The following is a 17,257-nucleotide window of genomic DNA, read 5'->3' as shown; positions in this document are numbered from 1 at the left end:
CATGGATATCCATGTACTCTTTCCTGTGCAGCATTCTGCTTCTACATAAGACGGCAAAACGCGACCCAGTGCCTCAACTAACAATAAGCAGTACCCGAATGATATGGCCCGCCAAGGAGGAACAATCGTGAATAAACCTGCCAAACCCACGCTCGGAGTGCAGCTGATTGTCAAAAATGAAGCCGAGCTCCTGCCCCGCTGTCTTGCCAGTCTAAGCGGTGCTGATGAAATCATCGTTACCGATACCGGATCTTCAGATCAAACGATGGACATTGCCCGGGCTTATGGGGCTGACGTATATGCGGTCGAGTGGAGTAATGATTTCTCGGCAGCACGCAATTCCGGATTATCCTGCGCGAATACCGACTGGATACTGGTGCTGGATGCGGATGAAATATTGCAGACTTCCATAGAGTCAATCAAGGATATCCTGCAAGGCAGCACAGCCGAAGCTTATACAGTACGCATAGAGAACTGGCTGGGGAGTAATCCGGAGGACCGTCTGTATCACAGCAATGTGCGGTTATTCCGCAATGGACAGGGCTATCTTTTCAGCGGAAGAATTCATGAAAGTGTAGATCCCTCTATTCTAAAAATACATGGAGCCGCCGCAATCGGAACCAGCAGCATAGAGATCATTCACCTCGGCTACCTGCCCTCCATTATGAGCGCCAAAAATAAAATCAGCCGCAACGAACAGCTGCTGCGCCTTGCGCTGGAAGAAGAGCCTGACGAGGCCTTTTACAGCTACAATCTGGCGGTCACCTGCTGTCAGGACGGGCGGCTGAAGGAAGCCGAAGAACTGCTGCGCCATACGCTTGGCCATGCTCCGCTTCAGGTCTCCTACCGTCCGTCCATGATTCGTGATCTATGCAAAATCTATCTGGCCACCGGTAAAGTAAAAGCGCTCGACAGCCTCCTGACACGCGAGCTTACGCGTTATGGCGATTATCCCGACTTACACTATATTCAGGGACAGTCCTGGGAGAGCCAGGGGCTTCCTGATCGTGCTTATCAGTCTTACCAGCATGCAGTGGACACTTCCTCCGCCGCTGCTCCGCACAGAGCTTATGTCAGTGAACAAGGCATGGACAGCTTCCGCCCGCTGCACCGCATGGGGGTCATCTCACAGCAGCTTGGCAAGCAGGAGGAGGCCGCCCGTCTGTTCTACCGTTCACTGCAGCATCATTCGCTGTATCTCCCGGCGATGCAGGGTATCGCCTCTGCCTTTCAGCAGCTTGAGGTGCCGGATGAAGACATCGCCGGGCTGCTAATGCAGCTGTCCGGTACCGGGCAGAGCGCAGCAAGAGGCGCAATTATCCGCACTTTATATGAGCTTGGCGCTTATAAGGTAATTGCTGAGCTGCCGCCTGAGCTTTTTCCGCTGGAGACAGCTACTGTGCTGCTTATTCTCTCTTCCTGGGTCAGCACCGGGAAATATCATGCGTTCAACAGGACTGCAGCCAAGCTGCGGGCACAACCCTTGCAGCTGTCTCCCGGTCCCGGGGGATTGGATACAGAGACTATGCGGCAGCTATGGCTCCTTGAAGCGGTCTGTACGTGGGAGCTTGGCGAGAAGCTCCAGCAGGAGAAATGGTTGCAATCGCCTGCGGAGCTGCGCTCCGGATTGCTTTTTATCGATACACAGTTGTCGTCAGAAGCAGTCCTCCCGCAAGCAGCCGTTGCCGATTCCAGCAACTCTACGCTCATTACCGAGGTAATCCGGCTCGCTGTGAAGCTGGAGCTTGTGACACTGGGTAAGCTGCTTGTGGAGCGTTTTCCTGCTTATACAGGCGATCTGGCGGAGGCGCTCTATGAAGAAGGCTGGCGGGCGGAGGCGGGGGAGCTGTTCATCCGTCTGGTCAGCAGCAAAGAAGCGCGGGGCTCGACACTGCGGTATCTCGGAGAGATGCTGGCGGATAAAGGGCATTATGCCGAAGCAGCGGACTGGTACCGGCTTTCGCTCGAAGGATCTCCCGGGGATGAGGCAGCCAGTGCCGGATTGGCGCTCTGTTATCTGCATTTGGCGGAGCTGGGGCTTGGAGAAGTTGCAAACAGCTTCAAGGGGGAGAAGGCCCACGGGCCTCTTCAGGAGGATCGGGCAGCGATTGCCCATTCCATCGAGGTGCTGAACCGCACGCCCTGGCACACGGCTTGGAATTACAAACAGCGGCAGAGAGGAGCAGACCTGAGCTTATGAAAAAAGCACCGCGCAAACCGCTGATCTCCTTATGCATGATCGTCAAAAATGAAGCCGACACTTTGGCACGCTGTCTGCAGAGTGTCCGCGGTGTTGCCGATGAAATTATAATTGTGGATACAGGCTCCACCGACTCCACGGTTTCCATCGCCCGCAGCTTCGGTGCCCGGATCATCCCGTTCCCCTGGACCGGGGATTTCGCGTCCGCACGCAATGCCGGTCTGGCCGGGGCGCGTGGAAGCTGGATTCTGGTGCTGGATGCGGATGAAGAACTGGAGCCCGGGAGTAAAAAAGAATTGCTGGTGTGCGCGGAGCATACGGAGTATGAGGCGTTTTTTGTGCGGATTCATAACCACAAGGGGACGGACCGCGCTTCGCAGACCATTACGGTCAATCCGATCCTCCGCATGTTTAAGCGCCGTGCGAGCTATCGTTTCAGCGGAATTATTCATGAGCAGATTGCCGCTGTGATTGTGCAGGAAACCCCGGCGGCCGCGATGCATATGAGCACCGTTGTGGTTCATCATTACGGCTATGCCGACGGGGTTGTGGAGAAGAAAGATAAAATCAGCCGTAATATCGGGCTGCTTAAGGAACAGCTGAGGATGAATCCGGGGGATGCTTTTCATCATTTCAATATGGCGGTTGAATATATGCGGCTGGGCGATTACGGGCATGCCCTGGAGCATATCCTGACCTCGCTAGACCATGTGGAGCCGGATACGAGCTATATTCATCTGCTGTATAAATACGAAATCCGCTGCCTGGCTGTAACAGGTGATCTCCCGGGTGCGCTGGAGGCTTGTGAACGGGGCCTTGCCCTCTTCCCGGACTATCCCGATCTTCATCATATAAAAGGGGCTTTGCTGCTGCAGGTGTCGGCTTTTGCCGAGGCCAAAGCTGCGCTGGGCCGGGCGCTGGACATCGGAGCTTCGCCTCCCGCCTACCATACGGAATCCGGTCTCGGTACTTACCTTACCCGGACTCTTCTGGGGCAGGCATGCCAGCAGATCGGCGAGGATAACGAAGCAATAGCCTGCTTCACAAGGGCGGCTCAGCTCCATCCGGAGCCCTTGCCGCTGGTCACCCGGCTGGTGCGGCTGTTCAAATGTGCCGGGCGTGAGCTTGAAATCAGGGGCTGGCTGGCCGAGCATTTGCCCGTCATCCTGGCGGAGCAGCGCCCGGAGCTTGTGCGGCTGCTGGTAACGGACGGTTGTTATGCGGCGGCGGCTGATGTGTTGGGCGGCGGGGTGAATGAGGATGCTGCGGGAGAACTTGCTGCGAGGGAACAGGTCGTGCGGGAGTTTGGTGAGGGAGAGTTTGCTGCGGGGGAAACAGTTGCGCGGGAGCGTGTTGAGGGAGAGCTTGCTGCGGAGGAACAGGTCGTTCGGGAGTTTGGTGCAAATAAGCGGAGGTCGGGGGCTCATGCTGAGGAAGGGCAAGATTACGCTGGAGAACCAGAGGCCGCATCTGCCGATTCTCTGATTCGGCTGCTTCAGCGGACCGATGCCACTTCCGCAGCCAAGCTGTCGCGCGGCGATATAGCGGAGCTGCATCAGCACCCTGCGATTGCCCGAACAACGGGCGGGACAATGTCCGCCTCCGAATCAGCGGCTTCAGCGGTACAGCCCTGGATATCCCTCGCTGACAAGGTACTGGCTACGCTGGAGGCTACATCCGTCTTTTCCCCGGCGGCCGCAAGAGCTCGTCTCGCACTTCCGCTTCCCAGACCAGCTGATTAGGAAGGAGCTTCTGACTATGCATAATCCAGGGCTATCGCTCTGCATGATTATTAAGAATGAGGCCCAGCATCTGGAGAAATGTCTGAGATCCGTGCAGGGATTGGTCTCCGAGATCATCATTGCAGATACCGGATCGACGGATGGCAGCATGGAGATCGCCCGCAGGTCCGGTGCCCGGGTCATTGAGATGCCATGGGAGCATGATTTCTCCAAGGCCAGGAACCGGGCACTGCGGCTGGCCTCCTATGCCTGGATTCTGGTGCTGGATGCGGATGAAGCAATCGCAGGCTGGAAGCTGGAAGAGGTGGAGCGGCTGCTGGAGACGCAGGGTGCTGACGGTTATTTCCTGCCTTTTATCCACTATGTGGGTGAGTGCCCGGAAAAAGATTATGTTACGGACAATGTGTGCCGGCTGTTCCGCAATGATGAACGCATCCTGTTTCGTGGCAGCATTCATGAGGAGGTGGCCTCCAGTATCTGGAGCCTGCCGGGAGGACATATCGCATACGCAGCTTTGCCGGTGCATCACTATGGATATCTGGATGGTGAGCTGCAGCGCAAGCATAAAACCAGCCGCAATCTGGAGCTGATCCACTCCGCTCTGCACCTTGAACCCCGCAGCATCCATCTGCGGTACGCACTGGGTACTGAGTATTACCAGCAGGGAAACTACAATGCTGCGGTGGAGGTTCTCCTCCCGCTGCTGGAAGAAGTTCCGGCTGACTCCGGATATACCGCTGACCTTTACCTCAAAATAGCCTACGCTTTGGAGGCCGGAGAACGTCCGGAAGAGGCTCAGGCTGTCTACGAGGCCGGGAGCATTCTGTATGCAGATTTCACGGATCTGCTGGAGAGCTATGCCGGGCTACTGATGGAACAAGGTGCGTTATGGCGGGCTTACGATCTGCTTCAGCGGGCGCTGGACAGCGGTAATACCGCGCATAAATACCCCTCCTCCTCCGGCAGCGGCACAAGCCGCACCCGCTTATTCACCGGGCAGGTCTGCGAGCAGCTGTTTCTATATCAGGAGGCGCTGGACCATTACAGGCAGGCTCTGGTCTACACCCCTGACGATTCCGCCGCCTGGGCACAGCTGGCACCGCTGTGCCTGCTGTCCGGACAAGAGGAGCAGCTGACAGCCATCACCCGTCAGCTGCTCCCTGCCTTGCCCCAGAGAGTGCTGAGCAGGCTGGTGCCTGCCGCACTCAATGCCCGCGCCGCCGGGTGGCTGGCGGCGCTCAGCGCAGCACCGCATCTGCCGGAAGCCATCCGGCAGGTTGTGCAGGTGCTGCTGGATACGCTGTTCCGGGACCCGGAACAGCCCTGTACCGCATCCGTCCGGCTGGAACGGATGCTGCTGGATGAGCCGGATCAGCCTTGGATATCCGGCTATCTGTGGGCCTTGTCCTGCCGCAGCGGCGGGAGCGCTGCAGCAGGACAGTGGCTGGAGCGCCTGGCCCGGAACAGGCCAGGCATTGCTGCTGTGCACCGCTGGCTCGCGCAGCAGACCGCCGGTGCATCAGCTCATCCGGCAGAGCGGGAGCCGGAGCCGCATATGGAATGTGAGGCCGATGAGCCTGCTGATGCTGCGGGAACTGACAGATGGCGGGAAAGAGGTCCCCGGCATGCTGAATCCGGCAATTCCGCCATCCCGCAGCGCACCGCTGAAGATTACGCAGACAATTCTGCTCCGCCTTCCGGCAGCTCACCACAGCTTGGGCTCAGCACAGATACACCGTTAAGCTTTCCGGATATTTCTTACGCTGCGCAGCTGCTGGTCCAGGCAGGTGCTTGGGTTACACTGCTCCTGTTATTCAAGCCAATGGAAGCTTCACGTTTCCATTGGAGCCGCTTGCCCCAGCCTCTGCTGCACGGGCTGCTGCACGCGCCTGCTCCGGTCAAGGAGCAGTGGTGCGCTATGTATACCGGGCAAGCACATCTTTACAGCTCACCCGGCGATGCTGCCGAATGGCTGCTGTACGCAGCGATGGCTAATTCTTGCGGGCTGCTTCCCCGGCTTGACCCCGCTGACGAACAGGCGCTGCGACAATCCGGCGGACCTGCGGCAGCCATTGGCCTCAGCTACCATAAGCTGCTGCTAGCAGCGGAGGTTCATCCACAAGGGATGCCTGTCGTTTCCGGCAGCATCCCCTGGCTGATGCTTGTAAAGTCCGCCCTCCAGGCAGCACCGTGACACGGACCTTACCTGCCAGGAACCGCTTCTCAGTATCTCTCACAACATTAATAGAACTTAAAATTTATAGAAACTGCTAAAAGGTCTCGTAACACTCTATGGGCCTCAGCGACAGTCAGCAACACTCAGCACACTCAGTAACACCTCAGCACACTCAACAACACTCAGCATCACTCAGTAATACTCAGCATCACTCAGTAATACTCAGCAACTCTCAGCATCACTCAGCATCACTCAGCATCACTCAGCATCACTCAGCATCACTCAGCGACACTCTGCAACACTCTGCAACACTCTATACTGGCTGTCATCAGCTGATTGCATGACGCACGATAGATAGAAATGCAGGTAGCCAGCCGCTTCAATCCATTCTGCTTGCACATACAGCAGAATGGAGTCATTTCATCCTTTGAGGACAAGCCCGGTAATATTACTCATTTCCCCATCTCGCCCACTCCTAGCGCAATCAAAGGTATTCGTATCCCCTTATTCCCCACATCGTCCATCTCCAGCACAACCATAGATATTTCTATCTCCCACCCTCCACCCGAAACTCCCAGGGTAACATCAAGAAGTTTGTGTAAAAGCATAGAACAAGCTCCCCGGTTTGTTTAGGCGTAGAGTTAGGTTAGCAGTTAGATATACGATTAGATATAACAGTTAGATAATCTGAATTTAGACAACAACCCCGCAAGTTACCGTTCAAAGACTGCGGGATAGCGGAATACGTAAATATTTATCACTTTTATTCGTTTCCGGCAACATGGAGACTTCTCAGTATGCACCGCAGACCTAAATGTTGTACGTTATGCAACTTCGACCTATAGATAACTGGGTGTTTAGGAGAATTGTTGTAAGAAATACAACAATTCTCCTGCTGAACCGCTCTAAAAAGGAAAAATCCTGCATTTTATACAACATTTCCGGATTTGAGCTGATATCCTGAGGAAAATGTTGTATTATGTGCAGGATTTTATAAAAATTACGCTTTCCGCCGCAGAAAGCGGGCGGATGAACCGGGGAATTCCTGCGTCAACCGCAACCACCCTGAGGTCCAGATAATCGCAGGGTGTAGAATTAGTTTTATAAGCTGCAACCTTAAGTCCAGCCAATATAGATGTACAGTTAAGTATTCAGTTAGATGTCCAGTTTGTTGTTCAGTCAGTTGTTCAGTCAGTCAGTTTGTTCAGTTAGTCGTTCAGTCAGTCGTTCAGTCAGGCACCCAGTTACTCCCAGGCTCCTGCCCCCTATTCCCTCCACTCCACCAGCCGGGGATGCTCATCCAGAATGGAGCGGTACTGTTCGAGGCTTCCCCATTTTCCTTCGGGGTCAAGCTCCATGTAGCGGTCGTATTTGCGGCGCAGCTCTTCGGGTTCCAGTGCCCAGCCGTAGTGCTTCACCCGCAGCTCGGCCAGGAAGCCCGGCAGAACCGCATAGGACAACGCCAGCCGGGGGACATGGTGATCCATCCGCGGGGTGTAATAATAGAAGCCGGGCAGATAGCGGACCAGTGTGCGCGTGTGCTTCATGTGGATATTCCAGTGCTCATCTTCCCGGTAATGGGTCGTGCCGCCCCAGAAATCAAACAGCCTGAACGCTACCCAGTCGTAAGCGTCCTGATCGATCAAACGCCGCATTTCCTGCTTGGCCCGGTCTTCATAGAATTCATCCGCATCTACGGACAGCAGCCAATCCGGGCCGGTAGATACCGCCAGATCCCAGAGTGTTTTGCGCAGCTCCCATTCACGGCCGAAGATAGAGTGCTCCAGTGTCACCAGCTTGCTAACCTTGGCAAAAGAGTTGCACAGCCGTACCGTACCATCCGTGCTGCCGTCGTCCACTATTACGATATCGTCGACAAATTCGCTCAGCTCTTCCAGCACCTGCTCCAGATAACGGCCGGTTTCATTACGCACCTGCATCATCGCCGTCAGGCGGTTGCCGGATGTCTTGCGCAGCGGTTCATGCATGCTCTTCGCCATCCATTACCCTCCCTCTCAAGCCTTGTACGGCTTCTTCCATATCGGCCATTTCTGCAAACAGCTGTCTGGCTCCCTGGTCCGCTCCCGCCGAACGCAGAAAGCTGCGAATAGCGTCATGCCGCCGGCCATACAGCAAATGCAGTGTCCCTTCAATCACCGGAAGCTGCACTGCACCCTCCAACACCGGAGAGGTGCCCCCTGCAAGCCCCGGAATCTCAGGAGCCCCTGCTATTCCTGCTATTCCTGCAAATCCGCCCAGCCCAGTATTCTCCGCAGCGGCCGTCCCGTCCGCCTCCATTTCCTCATAGAGCTGCAGCGCCTTCTCCCACTGAAAGGTTCCGATGTAATTCAGCAGCAGCCGCTGCCGGGCTTCCGGCCCGGATAACCGGCTCAGAATCCCATTTGCCGCGGCACCATCCTCATTTACCGTGAAAATCTCTGCCCGGAGCAGCTCATGCTCCGCCTCGCCGCCACTCAGCCACTGCTTCATCTGCGCCGCCTTCGCCCTTTCCCCGGCCGTAAACGCCGTGATTTCGTATTGCCGGACGGCAAGCTCCAGATTGCCTTTCTTCGCTTCGATCGCCGAGAAGAAACGGTAATGCGAATGCAGACAATCCGTATAATCATGCAGCAGCATCAGCTCAAAGGATTGGGCCAGATACAGCGAAGCGGCTTCATCTCCCCGCAAATATAAATAAGAAGCGGCTAAATAATGTACTGAAGGCTGAAGGGGCATCTTGGCGCACATGGATATATAGAATGCGGTGCGGTGCCGGCGCTGTATGTCCAGCCAGCCGGCCTCCTCATCCGAAACCACGGGAGGCTGCCATAATTCCGTAAGCGCCTTGTTCCAGATCGCTTCGTAATCGGACAGAAAGAACAATTGCTCCTCCCGGCGGAGCAGTCCGTAGGATAAGGGCTGGTCTCCGCTGAGATACACAATTCCCTTCCGGCGCAGATTCTGCTCCAGATATATCCGTTCTGATGTGGTTCCCGCCAGATCGGCCTTCGCCGCGAGCAGCGCACTGTATTTGTCCCAGAGAACACTATCCTCCCCTTCCGGACAAAGTTCCAGCAGGGCTATAGTATACGCAGGCTGCAGCGCCAGCACATCCGGGAGCCAATAAGGCGAAGAGACAAGCAGCGTATATTCTTTGGCATTCAGACTGTACAATTCGCCCAGCGTCACGGACCTGATTCCGCTGCCCCGCTGCTGGGCAGGCGTCATCCGCCCGGCAAAACAGACCTCACCACGGTCCGGGAGCAGCTCCAGCATTCTTTTATACTCATAATTCTCCCAGGAAACACGGCTAAGCACGATATAGTTCATAAGTGTCCCTCCCCCTCCCCGCCGGGGGCTGACGGATGAAGCTTATTCTGGCTGCCTGCCGGCTCACCAGCATAACCCACCGACAGATCCGGGTCAGGAATAAGCGCCAGACTGCGGAAGAAGCCCTCCCGCTTCATAATCCTTCCGGGCGTGACTCCGCTTCTGTGTGCGATGCGTTCAAGTGGAAGATGCTGCGTTGTCCCGCCTGCCCCAGGCCGCTGCCCGGGTTCTTCCGCTGCATAATCCGCACTGACAACAATATCCGCCCGGCTATGCTGCAGGACTTCCACCAGCTTCTCGATGTAACGGCTGTCATATGCCGCAGAGGCAGATAAGTAGACAATGACTTCGCTGCCATAGAGAGCCGAGATATTCTCCAGCGCGTGCAGCCAGGGCTTCTCGCCATGAACAGTAATCACAGCGTCACGCTCATGCACCGGAAATTCGGGAAAAGACTGGCTCCAGCTGTCCCGGACCCACACCCAGCGGATATTGCTGTAGCTCTGGCCTTCCTGCAGCGTCTGCTGCCGCTCACGCGAATCCGCTGCCGTCCAGTTTTCTTCGAAATAGACAACAGTGGTCACAAGCGGAGTCTCCGCCGTATGCCGGCCCAGCGGAATTGCCGGCTGCGGCAGACAAGCAGACAGATCACCGGGAATCTGGAGCAGACCCGCATCAGCAGGACTGCCCTGCAGATTCCATTTCCGGCGGTATGCCCGCGCCCCCGCTGCAGAGGACGCATTGCCTGCGTTAATCACAGCGCCTTCCTCCAGCGGGTGAAGGACATGCACATATACCGGATCACTGAGCGCAAGACTTGCCCCCTGCATCCGGGCCCGCAGACACCAGTCTGCAATGATCAGCCTGCGCTCCACTAGGGATGAATCGAAGCCTCCTACCCTCAGCAGCAGCTCTCTTGCTATAAGCAGACAGGAACCGCCCAGTATCTCCGCATACCTCCACTCCCCTTGCCGTTTGTCCAGAGTGTGGGCTACATAAGCTGACAGTTCAGAGTATCCGGCAAAATGCAGCCGTTCCTGCCCCTCGCCCCATTCACTGGAGGAACGCGGAGCCACCACGCCCACCGCAGGATCATCAATAGGCGGCCACAGCAAATTGCCAAGCCAGCCGGGAGACACCATCACACGGTCCTCCAGCAGAACGGCAAAAGAGGTCTCAGCATAAGCCAAGGCCTCATTCACCCTGTAATTCCCGGCGGCAAAGGGGAGAAACACCAGATTCGGCTCCCCCGAGAACTGCTCTGACAACCATTGCAGCGGAAATTCAGCAGTCATCGGAACGGCAATCAGCCGCACGGAAGAACCGGAGTGCCGGAGCAGCAGCCGCAGGCATTCCGCCGACCACTGCGCATGCCGCAGCTCTACCACAAGCGTAACGCCTCCCTGCACCGGCAGCGGAAGCAGCCCTTCCCGTTCCAGATAGCTGTATCTACCGGCCAGACGTTCCGTGCTGACAGCTTTTACAGTATTCAAGGTTTCAATTGTATGGATTGCATCCATCGCTTCATAGGACATCCTGACTCACACTCCATTAGTCATAACTGCGCTGTCTATAGTGTATGAGCGGGATAGGGCAGGTATCCCTATCTGCCGTATTCAGCGGACAAATGGTAAGTTAACTAGCGCTACCACCCGCCTGTCATTACTACCGGCCTGATTCCGCCGGCATCGAATTCCATTCGGTCAATACATAACATACGGTTGCCCGGCTCCGGGTCTCCGATGATTCTCCGGTGATAGACGATAAGCCATTCATCACGGTCAGGAAGATGTAAATATCCGTGATGGCCGGGGCCTTCCGCTAGAGGCTCCTGCCTCTCCAGTATGGTCCCTTTGTTATCGAATGGCCCCAGCGGATTATCGCTTACACCGTAGGCCACCCGGTAGGTCCCGTTGGTCCACCCTCCCTGCGACCACATCAGATAATACAGACCGTCCTTCCTGATCATGCACGGTCCTTCCACATAACCCGGCGGGGTAATAGAGCAGATCATTTGTCCGTCCGGGAAAGGGACAAAGCCCGTCATTTGCTCATTCATCCGGGCCACGTTGCAATGTCCCCAGCCCCCGTAATACAGATAGATTGCACCGTCATCATCCTTGAACAGATGAGCGTCAATGGGCTGTGCGCCGTGAATAAACTTGCCGATCAGCGGCCGGTGGAGGTACCCCCTGTAGGGGCCTTCGGGAGCATCCGCAACGGCAATCTCCAGCCCTCCTGCTTCACCGTCCTTCTGGATATCGTTCGAGGCAAAGACAAGATAATACCGGCCGTTATGCTCAATCTGGGTCGGAGCCCATACCGCTCTCCAGATCCAGGGGAAATCATCCATTTCAATTATGCCCTCATGGACCTTCCAATGGATCAGGTCCTTGGAGCTGAAGGCATCCAGATTCATCTGCCGCGTATATTCCGTAAATGATCTGGTGGCATAAATATAATGCCTGCCGTGATAGGTCCTGGCTTCGGGGTCTGCATACCAGCCCGGCACGATCGGGTTCGTAATTCCTCGCAAGCGAACCTCCCTCCTTTCTCCGCAACCTGCAAATTAACAGCTATATAATCCGTTCTCTTCCTGTTCCCGGATCCAGACCTGCATGAAGCCGGATTCTCTGTTGTCCCAGGCGTAATAGGGAATGAACCGGAGCGGTCTGCCCTCTTCATCCCGGCTCTGCAGCACCGTCACCCCGCCCAGCAGCTCCGGCAGGTGTTCCACCCGGAACTTCGCCCCGGGCGGAATGGAGCAGGCATCATAGGACAATCCGGGATGATCCGTCTGCTCCAGACAGTACACCACGGGTCCCCGCTGAACGGCAACCCTCCCTCTGTCCGCCTCCACTTCAGGCTTGGCCCGCACAAGATTCACGGGCATATCCAGCTCAAGCACAACCCTATCTCCCGGCGACCAATGCCGGTTAAGCACCAGATACCCTTGATCCGTCAAGGCTCCGGCCCCGCTGATGCTGACGCCGCCAGCCTCCAGCCGGTATCCCCTGCACCATTCCGGCACACGCAGCCGGATGCTGAAGCCGGCACTTGCTGCAGGGTTCACCTCAAGCTCGATCCGGCCATCCCAGGGATACAACGTGCTTTGCTTCAGCCTGACGCCCAGTCCGCTGCCCAGCACAAGCTCTGCCTCGCTGTTCATGTACTGATTGACCACCAGGCCTTCTTCTGCAGTAGCATAGACGAATTGGCCCAGGGAAGGCAGAAAGCGGGCCAGATTGGTCGGACAGCAGGAGGTTTCGAACCAGGGCACACGATGATGCCCGCCCTGTGAAGCAAGCGGATTGACATAGAAGTACTTATCCCCGGACAGGGATATTCCGGACAAGGCGCCGTTGTACAGTTCACGCTCTACCACATCGGCGTATTTGCCGTCTCCGAACGTCAGGTTCATCCGGTGATTCCAGAACACCATGGCAATGGCGGCGCAGGTCTCGCAATAGGCTGTTTCATTGGGCAGGTCATAATCGAAGGTGAAGCCTTCATTATGCCTGGACGGCCCAATGCCGCCCGTTACATACATGTTGCGCTCCACCGTGTGGGTCCAGACCCGGTGCAGAGCCTCTGCATAAGCGGAATCCCCTGAAGCATGGACAATATCCGCCATTGCCGTGTACATATACATGGCACGGACAGCATGCCCGGTCACCCGCTTAATCTCGCTGACGGGAACATCATCCTGGCAATAGGCCGGCCCCCATTCCGGATTGTCCCAGATCGCGCCCGCGCCATATCCATGGCCGCGCTCCTCCAGCAGCCACAGCGCAAGCTTCCAGTAGCGCTCGGCCCTGGTCACGCGGTACAGCTTCACCAGCGCCAGCTCAATCTCCTGATGCCCTTCCACCCAGTGCCGCTTGCCGGGGCCAAACACCTCATCATAATGATCGGCCAGACGGCAGGCCACCTCCAGCAGCCCGCGCTTGCCGGTCGCTTCATAATAGGCAACCGCCGCCTCAATCAAATGGCCGCCGTTATACATCTCGTGCTTCTCCATATCCGTCCATTTGCCCTGCGGATGCTCCAGTGTGAAGTAAGCACTAAGGTATCCATCCGCTTCCTGCGCTGCCGATATCAGCCCGATAATCCGGTCGGCTTCAGCTTCCAGCGCCGCATCCCGCCTGGGCATCAGCGCATAGGCTATGCCTTCAAGCACCTTGTAGACATCCGAGTCATTATAATATTTGCCTTCGTAATGCCCCTCCATCAGGCCCCCGGCCTTGGCGAAGTTATCGATGCGCCCGGTATCCTCACATTTGGACAAGCAGTCCGGCAGAGTGGTCTGCCGGAGCACCTCCAGGCGCGGCCGCCAGAAATGATCATTAATTGTTATACTCGTAAAAGACACACCCTGCCAGGCATGCAGCTTCGCTTGTTGCTCTGCCATTTCCGTTCCCCGCCTCCTTTATCCTTTTAATCCTGTTAAGGTAATGCCCTCCAGAAAGTAACGCTGCCCGGCCAGAAACACAATGACGCAGGGCAGAACGACGGTGGCCGAGGCCGCCATCAGCAGATCCCACTGCGCGGTGTAGGTACCCTGGAACATTTGCAGACCCAGAGCGAGAGTAAAGAGACTGTCGCTTTTCAGGTAAATCAGCGGGCCCATGAAATCGTTCCAGGAGGCCAGAAAGCTGAATAAGGCAACCACGATGATCGCGGAACGGCTTAAGGGAAAGATGAGCCGGGTATAGATTTGCCAGTAATTCGCCCCGTCCACAAAGGCCGCTTCATCAAAGTCGCGCGGAATCGTCAGATAGAATTGCCGGAGCAGGAAGATATTGAAGATTCCGCCGCCGAAATAAGCGGGTACAATCAGCGGATACAGCGTATCGTATAGACCCATCAGCTGCCAGCCGAGAAAGCTCGGGATAATCGTCACTGCCGCCGGCAGCATCATGCTGGTCATCAGGATGGCAAACACCGTATCCCGGCCCTTCCACTGAATCCGTGAGAATCCGAAGGCCCCGATACTGCTGGTAATTACAGTTCCCACAAGTACCGTAACCACGATGATCAGTGTGTTCTTGAAGAAAATATCGAACGGCAGCACCGTAAGCGCCTTATGAAAATTGCTCCACTGAAACGGCTTCGGTATCCATTCGGGAGGCATGGTAAAAATCTGCGATAAATTCATCAGCGAGCTGCGGATCAGCCAGACAAACGGAATGACGAACATGGCAGAGATCAGGATAAGCGCTCCGTAGCTTGCGGTAAGTGATAGCTTCGATGGCCTCAAGCACGGTCCCCCCCTTCGTAATACACCCATGACTTCGAGGTTCTGAAGACGATAAAGGTAAAGAACAGAATAATGATGAACAAGATCCAGGCCAGCGCGGACGCATATCCCATCTCGGCATCCCGGAAGCCCGTTCTCCACAAATAAAATACATAGAACAGACTCCGGTTGTTCGGTCCGCCCTGCGTCAGAATATAAGCTTCGTTGAAGACCTGAAAGGAGCCGATAATCGTCATGATCGTATTGAAAAAGATCGTAGGGGTGACCATCGGAACCGTCACGTGGCTCAGCTTGCGGAACCAGCCGCCTCCATCCACCTCAATCGCTTCGTAATACTGCCGGGGGATACCGGAAAGTCCGGCGAGAAAAATAATCACCGTGCTGCCGATGCCCCATAGCGTGGTAAGAACCACTGACGGGATGACACTGCTCTCCCCGTACAGCCAGTCGCTGGTCGGCAGATGCAGCCGGCTGAGCAGTGAATTGATGAGGCCCAGATCGGGATTGAGCAGCCACATCCAGATCATGGCCGAGGCCACCGCCGGAACGATGCTCGGAAGATAGATAATCGTACGGAAGATGGCTCTTCCCTTTACATTGAGATTGAGCAGAAGCGCGATGCCGAAGGAAATAAGAATAACTGCAGGCACACGCAGCACGACGAAATAAAAGGTGATTCCCAGCGATTTATAGAACAGCTCATCCTCACCTGAGAACAGCCGCACGAAATTATCCAGACCGACAAAAGACGTCTGATCCTTGAACACATTATAGTTGGTCAGGCTGAGCACCAGGCTTGCGATCATGGGACCCAGCGTAAAAATGGCAAATCCAAGTATGGCGGGGGCGGTGAACAGCAGCCCATAGAACATTCCCTTTCGCATACCGGCCTCCAGTCTCGAATTTCGCAAGTAGAAACGGCTTTGCCGTCCTTTAGACGGACGGTACCGTTTCAGCGTGAAATAGAAGGATAATTTAAAGCGTAAGCATATAAATTCTTATATTTGCAAAAAGAACGGCGAACGAGGCATCGGACGCCGTCCTTACTACTAGTTTCGCAGTTAATTATTCCTTGATATCGCGGCGTCCCTTAACTTGGGCCTGGGCCTTTACGGCAATCGAGTCCATCGCTTCCTGGGCGGTTTGCTGGCCGAGCCATACCTTATCCAGTGCGGGATTAACCAGATCCATAATATTGTTGAAATTCTTCACATAGCCGGTCGGCGTCTGGTGCCCTTTGGTCAAGATTACATCGACGATGGCTTCTTTATAGCCGGAGGGTCTGGCATCCAGATTCTCTGTCCATTTGGCGAGCAGCGCCGGATCGGTGTACCAGTCCTTGGGAGAAGGCATCCATGTTCCGGCTGTAAGCATATCAATGGAAGCTTCAGGATCGAGCAGCGCCTTCAGCAGCTCCCAGGTCTCCTGTGGATGCTTGGTGGATTTGAAGATGGAGAACATGCCGCAGACCACGGTGGTTACCGGCTCTTTCATTACAGGCATGACCCCGACGTTAAAGTTGAACTTAGACTGGGCCAGACCCGCGCTTGCCCATTGCCCGTCCACCGTCATCGCTACCTTCTTGGTCTGGAGAGCTACATTCGTTGCCGGAATATTCTTCGACTGCACGGGTGAAGGGGATACGTGGTGCACATTCATCAGATCGGCTATTTTCTGGAGGGCTTCAACAGCTTCCGGCTGGTTAAGCGCGAAGGTCTTGCCATCCGCCGAGATGAAATCCCCGCCGTTGGAATAGATAAAGTTGCTGTATACACCCCACCAGGTGGAGAGATTTGCGCCATATTGCTTAATTTTTTTGGGATCGAAGTCCGGGTCGGCTGCTGTTTTGCCATTGGTGTCCACAGTCAGCTTCTTGGCGACCTCGACGAATTCATCCCAGGTCCAGGCATCCGCCACATTCGACGGGGGAGGCTCTATTCCGGCTTCCTTGAAGATATCCTCATTGTAGAACAGTCCGAAGGATTCCGGCCCTGGTCCGATTCCAATTACATTGCCCGGCTCCAGTGAATAGGTAATATTGGGAACCAGCGTATCCGGACTGATGTCGGCATCCGTATCGAGAAATTCCTGGAGATTATAGAATTTGCCCTGCTCCGCCATCGGAAAGGCAATCGTACCCGATTCCATCATGGCGATATCCGGAACATCATTTCCGGCGACCATGGTCGTCAGCTTGGTATCATAATCAGCGGCAATATGCTGAAGCTCAACCTTGACATTTGGATGCTTGGCCTCGAAGTTCTGGATGGCTTTTTTGTAAGGAGCCACTTCTTCCGGTGATCCCCATACAGTCATCCGCAGCGTAATGTTCTCCTTCGATCCGGCATTCCCGGAAGGCGCGGAAGTCTCAGGGCTTGCTGTACCCGACTTCGAGCACGCAGACAGCACAGCAGCTAGCATCAGAATCAGAGCCAATGTAATGAAGACCGGTTTTCTTGGTAGCAACATATTCCGAGCCCCTCTCGATTTCTAAGTTCAACGGGTTCATAGCTGCAGTCTATGATGCCTTTATTATAAATTACAGGATA

At 55.5% G+C, this 17,257-nt stretch carries 11 protein-coding genes; 3 read left to right on the top strand and 8 right to left on the bottom strand.

Annotated features, from left to right (window positions below; genetic code table 11):
* Positions 1–127 precede the first annotated feature (127 nt).
* From NSQ73_RS03530 to NSQ73_RS03520, 3 genes are read left to right on the top strand one after another with little or no spacing between them, the layout of a single operon-like run.
* Positions 128–2,200 (top strand): glycosyltransferase, encoded by a 2,073-nt coding sequence (locus NSQ73_RS03530; RefSeq protein ID WP_340985410.1) that lies wholly within the window; start codon positions 128–130, stop codon positions 2,198–2,200.
* Positions 2,197–3,942, top strand: coding sequence for a tetratricopeptide repeat-containing glycosyltransferase family 2 protein (locus NSQ73_RS03525; RefSeq protein WP_340985409.1), 1,746 nt, complete (start codon positions 2,197–2,199; stop codon positions 3,940–3,942). The genes NSQ73_RS03530 and NSQ73_RS03525 overlap by 4 nt, the downstream gene beginning before the upstream one ends.
* 16 nt (positions 3,943–3,958) lie before the next feature.
* Positions 3,959–6,136 carry a tetratricopeptide repeat-containing glycosyltransferase family 2 protein gene (locus tag NSQ73_RS03520; RefSeq protein WP_340985408.1) on the top strand — a complete coding sequence of 726 codons (2,178 nt, stop codon included), beginning with the start codon at positions 3,959–3,961 and terminating at the stop codon, positions 6,134–6,136.
* A gap of 1,247 nt (positions 6,137–7,383) precedes the next feature.
* Here NSQ73_RS03520 and NSQ73_RS03515 read toward each other — a convergent pair.
* The 8 genes from NSQ73_RS03515 to NSQ73_RS03480 form a co-directional block, all read right to left on the bottom strand.
* A complete protein-coding gene (locus NSQ73_RS03515; RefSeq protein ID WP_340985407.1) occupies positions 7,384–8,118 on the bottom strand; it encodes a glycosyltransferase in 735 nt (244 codons plus the stop codon).
* Positions 8,099–9,448 (bottom strand): hypothetical protein, encoded by a 1,350-nt coding sequence (locus NSQ73_RS03510; RefSeq protein WP_340985406.1) that lies wholly within the window; start codon positions 9,446–9,448, stop codon positions 8,099–8,101. The genes NSQ73_RS03515 and NSQ73_RS03510 overlap by 20 nt, the downstream gene beginning before the upstream one ends.
* Entirely contained in the window at positions 9,445–10,983 is a 1,539-nt protein-coding gene (locus NSQ73_RS03505; RefSeq protein ID WP_340985405.1) for a hypothetical protein, read from the bottom strand. The genes NSQ73_RS03510 and NSQ73_RS03505 overlap by 4 nt, the downstream gene beginning before the upstream one ends.
* A 110-nt stretch (positions 10,984–11,093) precedes the next feature.
* Positions 11,094–11,984, bottom strand: coding sequence for a glycoside hydrolase family 43 protein (locus tag NSQ73_RS03500; RefSeq protein WP_340985404.1), 891 nt, complete (start codon positions 11,982–11,984; stop codon positions 11,094–11,096).
* Between the two features lie 33 nt (positions 11,985–12,017).
* On the bottom strand, positions 12,018–13,859 hold the full coding sequence (locus NSQ73_RS03495) for a glycoside hydrolase family 127 protein (RefSeq protein ID WP_340985403.1): 1,842 nt from the start codon (positions 13,857–13,859) through the stop codon (positions 12,018–12,020).
* An 18-nt stretch (positions 13,860–13,877) separates the two neighbouring features.
* Positions 13,878–14,648 (bottom strand): carbohydrate ABC transporter permease, encoded by a 771-nt coding sequence (locus NSQ73_RS03490; protein ID WP_445669651.1) that lies wholly within the window; start codon positions 14,646–14,648, stop codon positions 13,878–13,880.
* Positions 14,649–14,704: 56 nt separating this feature from the next.
* Positions 14,705–15,592, bottom strand: a complete 888-nt coding sequence (locus NSQ73_RS03485) for a carbohydrate ABC transporter permease (protein WP_039307163.1) — start codon at positions 15,590–15,592, stop codon at positions 14,705–14,707.
* A 181-nt stretch (positions 15,593–15,773) separates the two neighbouring features.
* Positions 15,774–17,177, bottom strand: a complete 1,404-nt coding sequence (locus NSQ73_RS03480) for an ABC transporter substrate-binding protein (RefSeq protein ID WP_340985401.1) — start codon at positions 17,175–17,177, stop codon at positions 15,774–15,776.
* Positions 17,178–17,257 lie beyond the last annotated feature (80 nt).

It is taken from the genome of Paenibacillus sp. FSL R10-2736 (assembly GCF_038000245.1).
Lineage (GTDB): Bacteria > Bacillota > Bacilli > Paenibacillales > Paenibacillaceae > Paenibacillus_AQ > Paenibacillus_AQ phytohabitans.
The sequence above is the reverse complement of the archived record's forward strand: the minus strand, read 5'-3'. Positions and strand labels throughout refer to the sequence as shown.